Origin of the sequence: Microcoleus sp. LAD1_D3 (assembly GCF_036702135.1) — a bacterium.
GTDB lineage: Bacteria > Cyanobacteriota > Cyanobacteriia > Cyanobacteriales > Microcoleaceae > Microcoleus.
Map to the genome: position 1 here is coordinate 138,999 of NZ_JAUBSB010000005.1, position 16,837 is coordinate 155,835.

The 16,837-nt window shown below is 48.1% G+C and carries 16 protein-coding genes; 12 read left to right on the plus strand and 4 right to left on the minus strand.

Translation table 11 applies throughout. The features are described 5' to 3' along the window. Positions 1-40 precede the first annotated feature (40 nt). Positions 41-178, minus strand: coding sequence for a 50S ribosomal protein L34 (rpmH, locus tag QUA74_RS04525; protein WP_006632320.1), 138 nt, complete (start codon positions 176-178; stop codon positions 41-43). 292 nt (positions 179-470) lie between these two features. Between rpmH and QUA74_RS04530 the strand changes: the two genes are divergently transcribed. From QUA74_RS04530 to QUA74_RS04540, 3 genes are read left to right on the plus strand one after another with little or no spacing between them, the layout of a single operon-like run. After that, complete coding sequence (locus QUA74_RS04530; protein WP_333325417.1) at positions 471-878, plus strand: type II toxin-antitoxin system HicB family antitoxin; 408 nt, start codon at positions 471-473, stop codon at positions 876-878. Then, positions 875-1,297: a type II toxin-antitoxin system VapC family toxin gene (locus QUA74_RS04535; RefSeq protein WP_333325419.1), complete on the plus strand. Its 423-nt coding sequence runs from the start codon at positions 875-877 to the stop codon at positions 1,295-1,297. Before QUA74_RS04530 ends, QUA74_RS04535 begins: the two co-directional genes overlap by 4 nt. Then, the gene (locus QUA74_RS04540) at positions 1,298-1,570 is read left to right on the plus strand and encodes a hypothetical protein (RefSeq protein WP_333325422.1); all 273 of its coding nucleotides are present in this window, start codon (positions 1,298-1,300) and stop codon (positions 1,568-1,570) included. It abuts the gene before it with no gap. Here QUA74_RS04540 and QUA74_RS04545 read toward each other — a convergent pair. Further along, positions 1,567-1,794, minus strand: a complete 228-nt coding sequence (locus QUA74_RS04545) for a hypothetical protein (protein WP_333325425.1) — start codon at positions 1,792-1,794, stop codon at positions 1,567-1,569. The two genes, QUA74_RS04540 and QUA74_RS04545, sit on opposite strands and share 4 nt — an antisense overlap. Before the next feature lie 9 nt (positions 1,795-1,803). On the opposite strand from QUA74_RS04545, the gene QUA74_RS04550 reads away from it, so the two are divergent. The 8 genes from QUA74_RS04550 (at position 1,804) to QUA74_RS04585 (ending at position 10,007) form a co-directional block, all read left to right on the plus strand. Then, on the plus strand, positions 1,804-2,466 hold the full coding sequence (locus QUA74_RS04550) for a class I SAM-dependent methyltransferase (RefSeq protein WP_333325427.1): 663 nt from the start codon (positions 1,804-1,806) through the stop codon (positions 2,464-2,466). 116 nt (positions 2,467-2,582) lie between these two features. Next, entirely contained in the window at positions 2,583-2,807 is a 225-nt protein-coding gene (locus QUA74_RS04555; protein ID WP_333325430.1) for a DUF433 domain-containing protein, read from the plus strand. A gap of 45 nt (positions 2,808-2,852) precedes the next feature. After that, positions 2,853-3,563: a M15 family metallopeptidase gene (locus QUA74_RS04560; RefSeq protein WP_333325432.1), complete on the plus strand. Its 711-nt coding sequence runs from the start codon at positions 2,853-2,855 to the stop codon at positions 3,561-3,563. Positions 3,564-3,847: 284 nt separating this feature from the next. Next, positions 3,848-4,921: a glucose-1-phosphate thymidylyltransferase gene (locus QUA74_RS04565; protein WP_333325434.1), complete on the plus strand. Its 1,074-nt coding sequence runs from the start codon at positions 3,848-3,850 to the stop codon at positions 4,919-4,921. Between the two features lie 147 nt (positions 4,922-5,068). Further along, positions 5,069-5,602: a hypothetical protein gene (locus QUA74_RS04570; protein ID WP_333325436.1), complete on the plus strand. Its 534-nt coding sequence runs from the start codon at positions 5,069-5,071 to the stop codon at positions 5,600-5,602. 10 nt (positions 5,603-5,612) lie between these two features. Then, entirely contained in the window at positions 5,613-7,742 is a 2,130-nt protein-coding gene (locus tag QUA74_RS04575) for a glycosyltransferase (protein ID WP_333325437.1), read from the plus strand. Between the two features lie 14 nt (positions 7,743-7,756). After that, a complete protein-coding gene (locus QUA74_RS04580; protein ID WP_333325440.1) occupies positions 7,757-8,827 on the plus strand; it encodes a glycosyltransferase family 1 protein in 1,071 nt (356 codons plus the stop codon). Positions 8,828-8,924: 97 nt separating this feature from the next. Further along, positions 8,925-10,007: a glycosyltransferase family 1 protein gene (locus tag QUA74_RS04585; protein WP_333325443.1), complete on the plus strand. Its 1,083-nt coding sequence runs from the start codon at positions 8,925-8,927 to the stop codon at positions 10,005-10,007. Between the two features lie 128 nt (positions 10,008-10,135). Here the strand turns inward: QUA74_RS04585 and petG are convergent, their stop codons facing one another. Then, positions 10,136-10,255, minus strand: a complete 120-nt coding sequence (gene petG, locus QUA74_RS04590) for a cytochrome b6-f complex subunit V (protein ID WP_006632329.1) — start codon at positions 10,253-10,255, stop codon at positions 10,136-10,138. A gap of 180 nt (positions 10,256-10,435) precedes the next feature. Between petG and QUA74_RS04595 the strand changes: the two genes are divergently transcribed. Further along, positions 10,436-10,816 (plus strand): cytochrome c, encoded by a 381-nt coding sequence (locus QUA74_RS04595; RefSeq protein ID WP_333257925.1) that lies wholly within the window; start codon positions 10,436-10,438, stop codon positions 10,814-10,816. A gap of 145 nt (positions 10,817-10,961) precedes the next feature. Here QUA74_RS04595 and QUA74_RS04600 read toward each other — a convergent pair whose 3' ends face one another. Continuing rightward, complete coding sequence (locus QUA74_RS04600; protein ID WP_333325446.1) at positions 10,962-16,310, minus strand: DUF4347 domain-containing protein; 5,349 nt, start codon at positions 16,308-16,310, stop codon at positions 10,962-10,964. Positions 16,311-16,837 lie beyond the last annotated feature (527 nt).

Genomic DNA, 16,837 nt, shown 5'->3' on the forward strand with positions numbered 1-16,837 from the left:
CGTAGGGCGATCGTTGAGGCCTCTCAACCTTGATGCAGTGCTAGACTGCGAGGCGGTGGCGACCTTTGCTGCGGCGAGCTTTGATTACCAATCGACCGGTTGCGGTACGCATTCTGGCGCGAAAACCGGATGTTCTTTTTCTTTTGCGGCTGGTTCCGTGCAGGGTTTGCTGTGTCATTTTGATTTCTCCCGGCTTGTTACTTTACTTTTGATTAATATTCACAATCTTCTAGTGTACCATAGAGTTGTCTTATTGGCAATAATGTTTTTATGGGTTGATATGTATTGAGAGTAAGAGTGAAGTTGCGATCGCAGCCGTGAATGATTGGTAAAGGCTAGAATCCCGCAGGCTTTAAGTGCGGTGGCGTTCTGAACCGCTGACATCTATTGAAAGCCTTGCGAAAAGAATTAATTGGAGGTTTGAAAAACAATGCGTTAAAATGCCAAATATAATCAACCATAAAAAACAGATGAATGCCACAGTATTAACCCCTACTCCAAATCCTTTAACCCAACTAACTTATCAAGTTCTAATTGAAAAGCACGATGAAGACCTCTACAGCGCAATAGTTTGGGAATTGCCAGAGTGCAGAAGCTCAGGATCTACTAAAGAAGAAGCTTTAAAAATTTTGCACCGATTGTTGACCGAGCGTCTAAAAAAAGTCGAAATAGTCTCTCTGACAGTAGACATTCCCCAAACTGAAAATCCTTTAATGAAGTGGGCAGGAGCCTTTAAAAACGATCCGCACTTTGATGAGATGCTAGAAGATATTGCAGAACTCCGCCGCGACAGGAATGCACAAATGGCAGAATATTACGATCGACTCGATGAAGCAGAAGCCACCAATACAATTGAGGTGGAGGAAACGGCTAAGTGACTTTGTGGATATTTGATACAGACCATGCCACACTTTTTGGGCAGGGTAATCCACAAATAGTGCAACGTGTCAGTGAAGTTAATCCAAAAGATATTGCTATTACGATCGTTACATTTGAAGAGCAAATGTATGGACGACTTAACCGTATCAGACGAGCGACATCAGGGGATGAAATAATATCAGCTTATGCAAGTCTGCGAAAAACCATTAACTATCTGACCGATTTTGAGTTGCTTGACTTCGATCGAGATGCTGAAAATTATTATAGGGAATTTTTGCGGCAAAAAATCCGCGTTGGCACGCAAGATTTACGGATAGGCGCGATCGCACTTGCAAAAAGCGGTATTCTACTTACCCGGAATCGCCGAGATTTTGAAAGAATCCCTGGATTGAGGTTTGAAAACTGGTCAGTGCAATGATTGGGATGTGCGATCGAGCATGATTTAGTTGCTCAAAAAAGGTCGATGGAGTTCATCATGATTCGACCAACCACACCCAATGACACCGCCGCGTCGATCGCCCTGGCCGACGCCACCGGCCTGTTCGAGCCGAACCAACTCCAAGAAGTTCGCGAAATGCTGGCCGACTACTTCGGCGGCAACAGCGGCAGCGATCGCTTCTGGATCGCAGACGACGCCAGAGTGTCTCAGCCAAATGCGGCGATCGCCCGTGTCTCTCTCGCAGCGGACTAGGCCTCTTTCTTCAATGCGATCGCGCCTGTCAGCGTCCCGCCTACCTCTTGCAGTTTGTCGCCAATGCTGGAAGTGGGCAAACCGTCTTCTTGCCACAAGCCCAAAGGGTGCCAGCAGGTTATTTGGCGCTCGACTGCTACGCTAAAACCGGGAATCCGCCCTCTGCCGGATATGTTAACAATTCTTATTGTTCTTAAACTAGAAAGAGTAAATCTAGTTTGCAATCAGAATTTATGTTGCTTCCACCCGACCAACGCACCAAGTTAGACGACACCGACGACAATTTGTTCTATTCCGCTCCCCGGTATGTGACTCACGTAGACGATGGATTCATTCAGCAACTCACCGATTTATATCGGGAACGGCTGAAACCGAATACTCGGATTTTTGATATGATGAGCAGTTGGGTTTCTCACTTGCCTGACGAGATGCAATTTGCCCATGTTGAAGGGCACGGCATGAATGAAGACGAGTTGGCAAAGAATCGCAGACTGAATCATTATTTCGTGCAGAATTTGAACGCCAATCCCAAATTGCCGCTGCCGGATGCAGAGTTTGACGCGGTTGTCAACTGCGTTTCGGTACAGTATTTGCAGCAGCCAGATGCGGTTTTTGCCGAGATTCACCGGATTTTGAAGCCGGGGGGTGTAGCAATTATGAGCTTTTCCAACCGGATGTTTTATCAAAAGGCGATCGCGGCTTGGCGGGAAGGTTCCGAGGGCGATCGGGTAGAATTAGTCAAGGGTTACTTTGATTCTGTCAAAGGAACGAATATACCCGGATTTAGCAAACCGGAAGTAATAGTTCGCAAGCCTAACTTGCCGAGTTTTATGCAAATGCTGCGAATAGGAAGCGGCGATCCGTTTTATGCGGTAGTTGCTTATCGCCAAAGTTAAGATTTTTTGGCAGTAAGGACTTTAGATAGAGATTGAAAGCACTAAAGTCCTTACTACCAACCGATCGAAAGCTAGGTTTTTTAGGTTAGGATATGTTTAATATTTGCTCCTAAAATATGGAAAACCAGCTTTTGCAGCGCATCACACTCGATCCAAATATCTGTCACGGAAAACCATGTATTCGCGGTCTTCGATATCCAGTAGAGTTAATTCTTGAATTACTCAGTTCTGGTATGAATGCTAAAGAAATTATAGATGACTATGACGATTTAGCACATGAGGATATTCTAGCTGCTGTGCTATTTGCCGCGCGACGGACTAAAGTGAAAAGCATATACTGAGTATTGTAGTTCATCAGCAATCATAAAGTAGGGTAAAACCTTGATATGAAACCATACCAGCAAATAGCGATAGATGAATGCGGCGAACCTTTAGTCCCGATTCCACCAGAACATTTTGCCTTTGAAATTCCGCACCCCTATCAAAAGTTGGGTGCTCCCTATTACAACAGCAAAGCAGATTCGCCTTACTATTTGCGGCAAGGAGTTATAGATAGTTTAATCGCCGCTCAAACCCAGCTACAACAAAATCACCCCAAGTGGAAAATTCTGATATTTGACGCTTATCGGCCGGTCGAAGTGCAGCAATTTATGGTGGATTATACTTTTAATCAAATTGCTTTAGCTCAAGGCTGCGACTTTCCGGTTTCCGAAGACAAACGCCAAGTAATTATAGAACACGTATATCAATTTTGGGCAGTACCGAGCATGGATACCACAACACCTCCTCCTCACAGTACAGGTGCTGCTTTAGATATAACTTTAGTCGATGAAAATAATCGGCGAATTGATATGGGTTCTCCGATTGATGAAATATCAGAACGTTCTTATCCCGATTATTTTGCTAACAGCAATCACCCGCAAGAACAGCCACATCACCGTCACAGGCAAATCTTAAAAAATGCGATGATAAATGCGGGTTTTCAGCAGCATCCTAACGAATGGTGGCATTTTTGTCTGGGCGATCAGATGTGGGCTTGGTTGACAAATCAAAACAATAGTGGTAGTCAATTGATTGCTCGATATGGCCGCTATTAAAAGGGTACGCAATTAAATCGGGACTGGCGCACTCCCAACCTTAAAAAAGGGGTGTTTTGACAAAAAAACTCAGCTTTTAACTGCTTCCTGTGGCAATAAACCTGGTTTCTGACACTCTATGCGTCCCCGACTATAAAAGCTCGATCGGCATAAATCATTTGTATCATAAGACACGACAACTATTGCCAGCAGGGTAGCGGTGGTTTAAAATCAACGAGAGCGAACAAGTGCAGGCAAATCGAGCCAGCACCGCAAACCCTAAAGGATAACTCAGAGTTCACCCAATGAAAGCACTCATCCTCTCTGGCGGCAAAGGAACACGCTTGCGTCCCCTCACCTATACGGGTGCTAAGCAATTGGTTCCTGTAGCAAATAAGCCGATACTGTGGTACGGAATTGAAGGAATTGTGGCGGCTGGGATTACGGATATTGGGATTATTATTAGTCCCGAAACCGGGGAAGAGGTGAAGACGAAAACAGGAGATGGATCTTGCTTCGGTGCAAAAATTACTTATATCTTGCAAGCAGAGCCGGCGGGACTTGCTCACGCGGTGAAAATTGCCAGACCATTTTTGGGTGATTCTCCGTTTATTATGTACTTGGGAGATAACTTAATTGAGAATCCGCTAGATCCGTTTTTAGAGATTTTTAACAAGCAAAAACTAGACGCTCTGATTTTGTTGCGTCCAGTTCCCAATCCCTCGGCTTTCGGTGTTGCCAAAGTTGATGAAAATGGACGAGTTTTGCAGTTAGTAGAAAAACCCAAAGTTCCGCCGTCAAATTTAGCACTGGTGGGGATTTATTTTTTTGCTCCTACTATCCACGAGGCGATCGATCAAATTCAACCTTCGCCCCGCGGCGAACTGGAAATCACCGACGCCATTCAACAGCTCATCAATCAGGAGAAACACGTAGAAGCCTGCAATTTAGAGGGTTGGTGGCTGGATACGGGGAAAAAAGACGATTTGCTGAGTGCAAACCAAATCATTTTAGATAGCTGTATCGTAGCTTCAACTGAATTAAAAGTAGACGCAAAAAGTCAAATTATCGGGCGAGTGCAAATAGGGGAAGGAACGGAGGTAATTAATTCTACAGTTCGAGGGCCAGTGGTAATTGGGGAAAATTGCCGCATTGAAAATTGCTTTATCGGGCCTTACAGCAGTATTGCCGATCGCGTGACGATGATTGATGCTGATATCGAACACAGTGTAATATTGCAAGGGGCAAAAATAGTTGGCATTCACCAGCGAATTGTGGACAGCGTGATCGGGCAGCGAGCTCAACTAACCAATGCGCCCCCCCGTCCAAAAGCTCTGCGGTTTATGATTGGTGATGACAGTCAAATTGAGCTAGTTTAAATTGAGATATTGCCAATATCGGAAGCAATAATCCTGATTTAACAAGAGATGAATTTTCTTGGGGGGTGGGCATCCTGCCCGCCCTTGAACAGGCAAGATGCCTGTTCCACAATAAGTCATAGTAAGTTATCTAAAGGAGAGGAAAGTTTGCAGTACGAAGAAATACCAACTCAACAAATTATAGATAAATTGCGGCAAACTTTGGAGCCGCGAATTGGTATTGTTGAGCCGCCGCTGTCGGGAAGAGAAAATAGTGCGATCGCCTACAATGAAGATGACGAGGACATCGCCCTTCTGAAAACAGGCTTTGACATTTACAACGTTCCGATTACTTCTTATCAAAGGCAGCTAGGTTCGGTAGTCATTGCAGTTAGGAAAATAGTCCGAAAATTGCTCAGACCCGTACTAGAACGTCAAGTAATTTACAATTTTGCTAATACCCGCGTCGTGCACACATTAAGCACACAATTGCAAAAATTGCAAGAAAATCAACAAACTCTAGAGAAAAAAATTCAATCGGAATTCAGCAGCACATCTCCCGAAGTTACAGCACAGATTGAGACTCAACAAAGAGCGATCGCAGCCTTTCAGTCGGAAATAGAGCAAATTAAAGCACTGCAGGAGCAACATACTGCTATTTTAGAGAAGATTACCGCTCAATTGTTCGATCGACAAAAATAAAGCATCAAAGATGACCACACTGCCCATATGTTCGTTAATTATAGTCAACTATAACGGTCTGCGCCACACGAAAGATTGCTTAAAATCTCTACAAAAACTTGCGTATCCCGAACAGCAACTAGATTTAATTGTAATTGATAATTGCTCTAAAGACGATTCCGTTAATTCCCTGCGCGAACTCTTTCCAAAAGTTCGCATTTTTGTCAACTCCGCCAACAACTTCGCTAAAGCCCTCAACCTTGGCATCAGCGAAGCAAAAGGGCAATATATCGGCTTTCTAAATAACGATGCTACCCTTGACAGTCGCTGGTTAGAAATTCTTGTCAAAATCCTAGAAACTAATAAGAAAGTCGGTGCGACTAGCGGCAAATTGCTGTTTAAAGACGGGCGAATTAACAGCGCTGGCATTCAGCAATTACCTAATTTTTATTGGCAAGATGTCGGCTTTGGCGAAAAAGATTCGGGACAGTACGATACAGAACAGGAAGTCGAAGGGCTATGTTGGGCGGCGGTGTTTTTTCGGAGAGAATGTCTGGAAGATGTGGGGCCCATAGATGAAGATTTTGTGATGTATTTTGAAGATGTAGAGTTTGCCAAACGCTGTCACAAACGTGGTTGGAAAATGCTTTATACTCCCGCCGCCATCGCCCATCATGAGTATCGGGGTTCGAGTAAAGGAAGCAAACTTACAGAGTATTTCTGCAACCGCAATCGATTTTTGTATTTGGCAAAACATGAACCTTTGCAATTAGTCAAAGCGATTCACACTTCAGATTTTTTTACTAACAAGCAGTATGATTTGCTGTTCGAGAGTTTGTTTGTAGCGATTAAAAAGCTGCTTGATTATCAGAAACCTGAAATCATCGAAACTGTATTGCCGCAGTTGTCGGAAAAGCTGGCCGTGATTTACAGTCGGATGAAGGTCGATCGCATTTTACCTCGATTGCAGGTGGTTCGGGGCGATCGCAAAATGTCGATCGGCATTTACGATCACGGGCTGCATTTTATGGGTGGCGGTCAAAAATACGTCGCTACCATCGCCTCGCTGCTACAAAATGAATTTGACATTACTTTTATCGCCAACAAACCAGTTGCTGTTTCCGACTTAGAATCGTGGTACGGACTCAACCTTTCAGGATGCAAAATTAAAATTATGCCCTTGGCGTTTTACGAGAAACGCGGAATGCAGTGCATCGATTCCAGCATCATCGTGGAAGATATGGAAAATCCGTTTGATGAAATTGCCAGAGAAAGCAAAAACTACGATATTTTCATCAACGCGAACCAACTGGAAAAAGTCAAACCACTGTCGCCAATCTCAATATTTTTCTGCCACTTTCCCAATACCTTCCGCAACCATCATTTTGCTGTGGATGACTACACTTTTATTATTGCCAACAGTCAATTTACTGTCAAATGGCTAGAGAAACGCTGGAACCTACAGCCAACTTTTCTGCTTTATCCGCCCGTGGAAATGGCAACAGTTAAAGTGCCGAAAGAAAAAATTATTTTAGCTGTGGGACAGTTTGAAGCTGGGGGAACAAAAAAGCAAATTGAACTCATTAAAGCTTTCTGCAGTTTGCTAGGAGATTATCCCGAAGAATTTCAAGGATGGCGGCTCATTTTAGCCGGGAGTAGCATTCCGAAAAATCCTTATTTAAAGACGGTTCAGAATTTATTGAAGCAAGATTCAAGGGCGATCGAGTTAAAAGTCAATGCTGACTTTGATGAGGTAAAATCACTTTATGCTAAAGCGAGCATATTTTGGCACGGCTGCGGTTTGGGTGAAGTAAATCCTCAAAGATTTGAGCATTTCGGGATGGCGACTGTCGAAGCAATGCAAAATAGTTGTGCTCCGATTGTTTTCAACGGTGGCGGCCAACCGGAAATTGTGGAACATGGGCGATCGGGCTTTGTGTTCAATACCGTTGAGGAACTGTGCCAGCATTCACATCAACTAATTGTTAATCCTGATTTGCTAGCCGAACTTCAAGCTGGTGCACAGCAACGCAGTCAGAACTTTAGACTTGCACATTTTGAGAAAAAAGTCAATAGTTTTTTTGATATTATTCACCAAGAGTATGCTACAATTCGGCTGCCAAATCCTGCCGATATAGCTCAAATGCTCGATCGAACTTAAAGGCTAATTCAAGCGTGTCTAACCCACTTTTAATCAATTTATCCTTCTTAAGTCCTGAACCAACGGGAATCGGAACTTATGCAGCTAATCTTTTCCCGCAACTGCAACAGCTAGAACCCACATTACTTGCTTCCCAGCAAATTGACAATTATACTTGCTATCAAATTCCAGAAACTCTGACACCGAATCGAGGGCCGAAAGGACAAATTAACAGGCTCGTGTGGACTCAATTCACCTTGCCCAAAATTTACCAAAAATTGCAGTCAAGCCTGATATTTTCCCCCATTCCCGAAGCACCTTTGTATTCCGGCTGCCGCTACATCGTCACAGTTCACGATTTAATTCCTTTGCGATTTCCCCAACGCTTTTCTAGATTAACAGCTTATTTTCGCTACTACATACCGCAGGTTGTGCGGCAAGCAGAACACATTATTTGCGATTCTCAAGCAACGGCGATTGATGTTGCTAACTTTTTCAATATTCCGCGTCAGAAAATGACCGCAATTCCCCTAGCGTGCGATAATATTAATTTTAGATATCTCGACTTGCCAGCCAAAAATTATTTTCTTTATACCGGCAGACACGATCCTTATAAAAACTTAGAAAGATTAATTGCTGCATTTGCGAGTTTACCCGATCGCGCAAATTACGAATTGTGGCTAGCAGGGCCTCCCAACGCCTACACACCGCAGTTAATAGCACAAGTGGAAGAATTAGGTTTACAATCTTTGGTAAAGTTTCTCGGTTACGTTCCCTATTCTCAATTGCCCGTACTGATGAATCAGGCGATCGCCCTAGTTTTCCCTACACTTTGGGAAGGATTCGGCTTACCAATTTTAGAAGCAATGGCTTGCGGCACACCCGTCATCACATCCAACCTGTCATCAATGCCAGAAGTAGCCGGAGAGGCCGCATTATTAGTCAATCCCTACAGCGTCGGAGAAATAGCGGAAGCCATGCAAACAGTAGCCACAGATTCAAAAGTGCGATCGAACTTAAAAACTGCTAGTTTAGCTAGAGCAGCTCAATTTAGCTGGAACAAAACCGGAAAAGCAACCGCCAACATCTTACAACAATATCTGTAAATCTTCCCTCTCTTCCTTTCTCCTCTCTGCGCCCTCTGCGCCCTCTGCGGTTCAATAAAAAAATCCCACTAAAAAACCGCAATCTACATATTATCCCATGCCCAATCCCCAATCCAACCTGCTAATCAACCTCTCCTTCCTAATTTCCAAACCAACCGGCTTAGCCATCTACGCCAAAAACTTATTTCCCCACCTAAAATCCCTCAACCCAACATTACTAACAGCAGAAAATTTTCCCAATAACAACTGCTACCAAATCCCCGCAAATCTAACACCAGAACAAGGTATCAAAGGACACATCAACCGATTGCTTTGGACACAAACCCAACTCCCCAAAATTTACAAACAGCTAAAATCTAACCTGTTATTTTCTCCAATTCCCGAAGCTCCTTTATTTGCAGGTTGCCGCTATATAATTACAGTACATGACTTAATAGCGCTGCGGTTTCCCCGTCGCTTCGATTTTCTGACACCTTATCACCGCTACTACATTCCCCAAGTGCTGCGACAGGCTCAACACGTCATCTGCGACTCAGAATCAACTGCCCAAGATATCGCTAATTTTTGCAAAATTCCTACTAATTTAATTACGCCAATTTTCCCAGGGTACGATACCAGTTTTTTCCGTTTTTTAGACTTGCCAACAAGCAATTATTTTCTTTATATCGGTCGCCACAATCCGTATAAAAACGTGCAGCGAGTTGTAGCAGCATTTGCTGCTTTGCATCATAATTCCGAGTACGAATTGTGGATAGCAGGGTCGGAAGACAAACGCTATACGCCGCTGCTGAAGGCGCAGGTTCAAGAATTGGGATTGGTCGATCAAGTAAAATTCTTAGACTACATTCCCGCGGCCGACTTGCCCAAAGTCATCAACGAAGCGATCGCCCTGGTTTTTCCCAGTCTTTGGGAAGGATTCGGGCTCCCCGTGCTCGAAGCAATGGCCTGTGGCACTCCTGTAATCACCTCTAACCTGTCTTCAATGCCGGAAGTTGGGGGGGGTGCAGCCTTATTAGTCAATCCCTACAGCGTCGAGGAAATTGCCTCGGCTATGCAAGAGCTTGCAGTCGATGCCAAAGTTCGATCGCACTTGCGCGATCTCGGTTTAGCCAGAGCAAAACAATTTAGCTGGGAAAAAACAGGCCTGGAAACTGCTGCTATTCTCGATCGATATCTTTAACCATGGAAGAAGGAAGAGGGAAGAGGGAAAAGGGAAGAGGGAAGAAGTTAGTAGGTAGATTAATGCCCCATGCCCCATGCCCAATTCCCCCTCCCCCTGACAGCCTGAGTGAGGGACTGTAGCCCCTTTTACTTATTGATACCCAACTGATCGCCGCGCTTGTACTGCTGATAAGCAGCAAAAAACAGCCCCGCCAGAGTAACAAAGATTAGACCCAGAACAATACCTGAAAGCAGCGGTTCTACCATGAGAGCTCCTTAACGTTAAGATTTAACAACCTATTTTTAATATTACCAGCACTTACACAGATGAATTTTCCAAAAAACGCCCTTCCGGGAGTATCAGACCTTGCTCTCCCCGCTGCGAACGATTAAGCTATGTTATGAGAAATAAATTTTCTTGTAGATACTATTTTTAATTGAACTCCTTTGAATAACCAACTTGCCAGGAATGAAATTAAAAATCCGATCGAGCGACTTGCCATATTTGCGCTAGCGGTGTTGCTTGCCATCATGTTGGCAATTATCACAATTCGTCAGTTTCAAGTCGCCGATCCTTACGTCAAAAGCGTACTATCCCTCACGGGCAACCCGTTTCAGGGTTCCGCCATCTTTCAAATGAACTGTGCAGGGTGTCACATCTCCGTTTCAGACAGTCAAGTCGGGCCCAACTTGCACGGAGTGTCCGAGCGCAAATCCGAATTCGATCTGATCCGGCAAGTCACCAGCGGGCAAACCCCACCAATGCCGCAGTTTCAGCCGAGTCCGCAAGAAATGGCCGACTTGCTGAAGTATCTGGAACAAATTTGACCAAAGAAGGGGAACGGAATTCGTTCCCCTTCTTTGGGAGAGCCTCGAAGCATGGGTTTCGAGGCTCTGCTTTCGGGTAGTCCCTCTCTGTTGGGACGAGAGGCAAGTGTAGGATCGCTTGCAACTGCCGAGTTTTATCTGCGGACTAAACCAGCAAGCTAAAACTCTGAGCCGATAACTGGCTAGGCTGTACGCCCGTCAGTATAGCCAAAATCTCGTTGCTGCCGGCGATTCCGATCGCCGTCGAGCCATTAGTTTCGGTCAATGACAGTTGATTGAAGTCCAAGCCTCCCACCAACTCGATCGAATCAACTCCTGCGGTGAAGTTGAAAATCGTGTCAATTCCTCCGCCCGCTGACAAGACAAAGCCATTGCTGCCAATGCCACCGACGAGGGTATCGCTGCCAATGCCGCCAAAGAGCAAGTTATCGCCGGTGCCACCAAAGAGCAAATCATCACCGCTGCCGCCAATTAAGGTATTGTTACCGTCATCGCCGCAGAGAGTGTCATTGCCTTGATCGCCAAATAGCACGTCGTCGCCAGCGCCTCCCAAAATTACGTCATCGGCTTTGCCCCCGTACAATAAATCATTGCCTTCGTCGCCAGAAAGAGAGTCGTTGCCACGATTGCCATAAATCGTATCGTTACCCCGATCGCCAAAAATCAGGTCAAACCCTTTGCCACCGAAGAGAGTATCGTTATCGATGCCTCCGTAGACAGTATCGTTGGCCGTATTGCCATTAATGTAGTCACCGCCCCCTCGACCAAAGATCAAATCGTTGCCGCCCAATCCCAAGATAGAGTCACTGCCGGCACTACCCACGATCGTATCGTCGCCGTTAGGGCCGTTGATCACATTACCCGCTGAAGAAGTGCCGGGCTCATTGGGAGTAGCGATCCTGGGGAAGTTCTCAGGGCAAACCAAATCTGTCGGTACAGGTGCAGGCGTGGGCGTCGGTACAGGTGCAGGCGTGGGCGTCGGTACAGGTGCAGGCGTCGGCGTCGGTACAGGTGCAGGCGTCGGCGTCGGTACAGGTGCAGGTGTCGGCGTCGGTGCAGGTGCAGGTGTCGGCGTCGGTGCAGGTGCAGGCGTCGGCGTCGGTACAGGTGGCTGTGGCGGCGTCGGCGGTTCGGGTTCAGGTGTCGGTGTCGGTGTCGGCGTCGGGAAGTTCCCGAAGTTGATGCCGGTGACAATAGCCCCTGAAGTTAGGGCGATATCTGCGGGTTCGGGTGTGCTTTGGGTAAACCCAGTTTGGTTGACTTCCCGGACACGGTAGGTTCCCGGCGTTAGGTTCGCGAACAAGTAGTTGCCGCTGTTGTCTGTGGTAGTAGTAACAGGAGCAGGAGCAGTTCCAGCTACGACATTGGTTAACTGAATTTGGAAATTGGGTAAACCCGGTTCTCCAGCATCCTGAGTGCCATTGTTGTTGGTGTCTTGGAACTTCAGACCTCGGATCGCCCCGGGTTGAGGCAAGAAGTTGCCGAAGTCAATGCCTGTGATGTTATCGGAGGGATTAACCGTAACGGGGGCGGGGTTAGGGGTCGTCTGCGTCCAGCCGTTTTGCTGGACTTCCCTTACCTGGTAAGTACCTGCGGGTATATCTCGGAGAGTGTAGTTGCCCGCGGCATCAGTGATGGTAGTCGGTTCGCCCTGCTGAAACAATCCATCCGGAGTGATACTGTCGAGGAATATTTGCCAGTTACCTAGCCCCAATTCTCCGGCATCCTTAACGCCGTTGTTGTTGAGGTCATTGAATTTTTGACCGCTGATAGTGCTCGACTGGAAGTTGCCGAAGTTGATATTAGCGATGTCTTGACCGCTGGTGACAGTGATGTCGTCCGGGTCGGGGGTAGTTTGCGTCCAAGTAGGCTGCAAGACTTCCCGCACCTTGTAGGTTCCTGCTGACAAATCGAGGAATTGGTAGTTGCCGGCGGCATCGGTGAGGGTGTTCGGTTCCCCGGTGTCGAGAGTGCCGTTATCGTTGGTATCGAGGAAGAATTGCCAATTGGCAAGCCCTAGTTCCCCGGTATCTTGTACCCGGTTGTTGTTGAGGTCATTGAACTTCAGACCGCTGATGCTATTGGGTCTGAAGTTGCCGAAGTTGTTGTTTTGGGAGTCGGTGCCGCTGGTGACGGCGATCGTAAACGCGCCGGAAAGAGTAGGCGTAGCTTCGTTGACCGGGGGCACAGTTTGCGTCCAGCCTGTTTGTGGCACTTCCCGCACTGTATAAGTGCCGGCCGGCAAGTTGGTGAACTGGTAGTTACCGGCGACATCGGTGACGGTGGCGTTGGTGCCAGTTTCGGCTGGTACTGGGTCTTGGACGCCGTTATTGTTGGCATCCAAGTAAATTGTCCAGCCTCCTAGCGGTGGTTCTTCTGGCCCATCTTGAATGCCATTTTTGTTGAGGTCATTAAATTTAATCCCGCTGATTTTGCCCAACTGGAAGTTGCCAAAGTCTTGAGCCGTAATGTTTGTGCCGCTGACCGGGTTAATTGGATAAAAAGTCGGGCCTGCGGTTTGTGAGAAACCAGTCGGCACGTCTTCTCTCACAAAGTGCCGACCGGAGCCGACGTTGGCAAAGCTATACGTCCCAGCAGCCGCTGGCGCTATCCCGGTAACTTGAGAGGCGATTTCCGCGTCACCCGTATCTAAAGTGCTGTTATTGTTAGTATCCTTGAACAAGCGAACGGTAGTGCCGTTGAGGGGAGTGTCGTCAGCAGAGAAGCCGTTGCCTGTGAGGTCGGTGAATTTGGTGCCGCTAACGGTGATGTTTTGGAAAACGCCGAAGTTTTGACCGGTGACGGGAGTACCGCTTTGGGCACTAACGAGAATTGCGGCAGCAGGGAAAGAGATGCTGGAGTTGGTTGGGGCAGTGGCTTGTATCAGGTAATTGCCGGGGCCTATATCCGAGAAGGTGTAATCTCCTGCTCCCGCAGTGGTTTGTGCAGTGCCGACAATAGTATCTGTGGCGACTTCCAGGGTGCCGTTGGCGTTGGTGTCTTGGTATAAGTTAACGGTGATGCCGTTTAATACCGTGTCATCGGGCGTGAAGCCGTTGCCCGCGAGATCGGTGTAGGTTTTGCCTGCGATCGATGTTTTCTGGAAATTACCGAAATTGGCACCCGTGACATTAACAATACCCGTATTTGCCGGAGTCGGGCCGAGAGTCTGCACCCAAGCATTCGCAGGCGTTCCAGCGGGGGGCGCTTCTGTAATCGGAGTATCGGTTTTTACGTCGCGGAGGATGTAAGTGCCGTCGGCTGCGGTAGTAGCGCTCTTCGTGCCTATAGAAATCACCCAGCCCGGAAGACCTGGTTCAGTCGCCGCGGCACCTTGCAGGCTATCCCCGTTAAGGTCGTTGAATTTAACCCCTGTGACGATCGGGCCGTATTCATAAGCACCGATATCAACACTAGCGCCGATCGTCCGGGGAAAGCCGGTACCCCGCTGGTCAGTCGCGCCAGCAGCAGCCGCAGCCGTGGCATCCCCGCCATCGATCGCCGGATTAAGTGTCGCAGTGCTGTCAGCCAAAGCATAAGTCACAGGAACGCCTGTAGCCTGGTTCAATCCTGCGGTAGGGGCGATGACATTTGCTAGAGGAACTGTCAGTTGCTGGGCGACAGGTAAATTGCTGCCAGCAACATTCCCGATCAAATTGCGGATACTGGTGGCAGCGAAGGATGTCCCGAACACGTCAGGATTCGCGCCGCCCAAATTCCCGGCGACGATCGAATTTAGGAGATTCACAGTACCGCCGTTAGTAGCAATACCCCCGCCCACAGCAAGAGCAGGGGCAGTTGCAGTCGCAGTGTTAGCAGTGATGGTGTTGTTAGTCAGAGTTGCAGTAGCGCCGCTGTTGACAAAAATCGCGGCACCCGCGCCCTGGCCCGGTGTCGCCCCCGCACCGCCAGCCGCGCCTCCGGTTGCTGTGTTGTTGAACAAAGTGCTGTTGTTCAGGGTCAAACTGCCAGTATTAACAAAAATTGCGCCTCCCAAACCAGCACCGCCGCCGCCGCCGGCTGGGCTGCCGACGCCGCCCGGGGTGAAAGCTCCCACTGTCGTGCTGGCTCCGCCTGCGGTACCGAAGCCGCCTCCGCCTCCGAAGCCTCCGACACCGCCGTTGCCGCCAACACCGCCGCCGCCACCGCCTCCTCCTCCTCCGAAGCCGCCAGCGCCGCCAATGCCCCCAGGGCCGGCTGCACCTACTGTGCCACTGCCGGCGACGCCACCAGCGCCGCCAGCGCCGCCGCCGCCTCCTCCTCCTCCGAGGCCGCCAGCGCCACCGGCACCGCCAGGGCCGCCCGTACCGCCGTTAGTCCCGCCGGTACCTGCGCCACCCGTACCGCCAGCGCCGCCGGGGCCGCCGTTAAGACCGGTACCTGGCAATCCGCCACTGCCGTTGCCGCCGTTGCCCCCATTGCCGCCCGTACCGCCCTCAGCGCCGATGCTTGGCAAGCCGGTGAGGCCAGTTTGACCGGGCCCACCTGCGGAAACAAAGGGAAACAGGCCTGCAAAATCGGTGTTGCCGCCCGGGCCTGCGACTGCGGGAGCGACGGGGGGCGCGCTGCCCGCGCCGCCCGTAGCGCTGTTGCCAGTAAAGGTCACGCTGTTAACTGTGACAGTGCCGCTGTTAATAAATAGTGCGCCTCCCATGCCGGCTGCACCGCCACCGCCACCTGTGCCCGCAGCGCCTGTAGATATACCACCGGTAATTGTCAGGTTGGAAAATGTGACTGGGGTAGTGGCGGTGTCGATGAAGAACCCCCGGTTATTGCCGAGATCTAGGGTGAAACCGCCGCCGGTAAAGGTGATAGGGGTAGAAATCCTGGGCAGAACCTGTCCGGGCGCAAAGGTGATGTTGCCGGTGATGGCGATCGTGTCTGCATTGGGCAAAGCGTTAGCCAGAGTTATCGCATCTCGCAGTTCCCCAAATGTGGCGACTAAAACTGCACTATAAGCTTCCCTCGCCTCAGCCGAAAATGCCAAAGGTGTTTCTATTTTGCCCGTAGTTACTTCGAGTTCCCAGTCTCCACCCAACGCAGCATTCCCCGTCAAGTTATCGGAAGCGGCAATATTTGCTCCGGTGAGCTGGCTCAGCCTTTCCACGAAAGCAACACCTGCTTCTGTGGCGGCGACGTTGCAACCGTAAAGCAGAATTTCGGGTTTAGCTGTAATTGGAGAGTTGGAGTTTGCCTCAGTTGTGGGCAAAGCAAACCATGTTTCTAAATAATTGCGGTAGCTTTCAATGTTGCACAGATTTAGTTCTGTGCCCCCCAGTTGCAAGCTGGCTGCTGCGCCGTGAGACAAAATGTGGACGGCTGCAATGTTTTGCCGCTGTTTAAGTGTTTCGGCGATTTGCTCAATGCCGTCGCGATCGGCTTTGAGAATAACAATTTCTGTATCGGGATTGACCGTTTCTGTTAAACTTTCGCAATCTTTAACTTGTGAATCTGCAAAAACTATCTGGTGTTTCCGTTCTTTATAGAGTTCCACGTTCAAATTCTCCTGGTACACGCACACATCAAATTCATATCACAAAGCAACCGCAGCAGCGATCGATCTTTTTCCAGCGCGGATGAGAGTCGATCGCCCCTAATTTCACCTAACCTAACTTTCACCTAAATTGAATATTGACAAAAACCTTTTTTTATGCTCCCCTGCCCTAACTGAGTTAGTTTGATTGTTGAGAAGTCTTAAAGGGGGATATTGTTCCGGCTGTTAAAAAAATGTTGGAGAAGACTTGCGCTGTTTATTGATATGCCAGAGATGGGTAAAATACCAGATTTTATAAAAATTGTCAATCGAATAATGAAGCGATGGCGATCGATATTTGTTAATCAAGAGTCATCAGTCACGGTTATTAGCTGTAAGCTGGTGTTATTTGGTAGTTGTTGGCTGCTGAATGATCTGTATGTGCGATCGACCAACCGCCATCAAATTTTTTTGTAGTGAGGAATGCAAGTCCTCATAAAACTCAGAGGACTTGCATTCCTCACTACAAAAGTTAGAACAGTTATTTT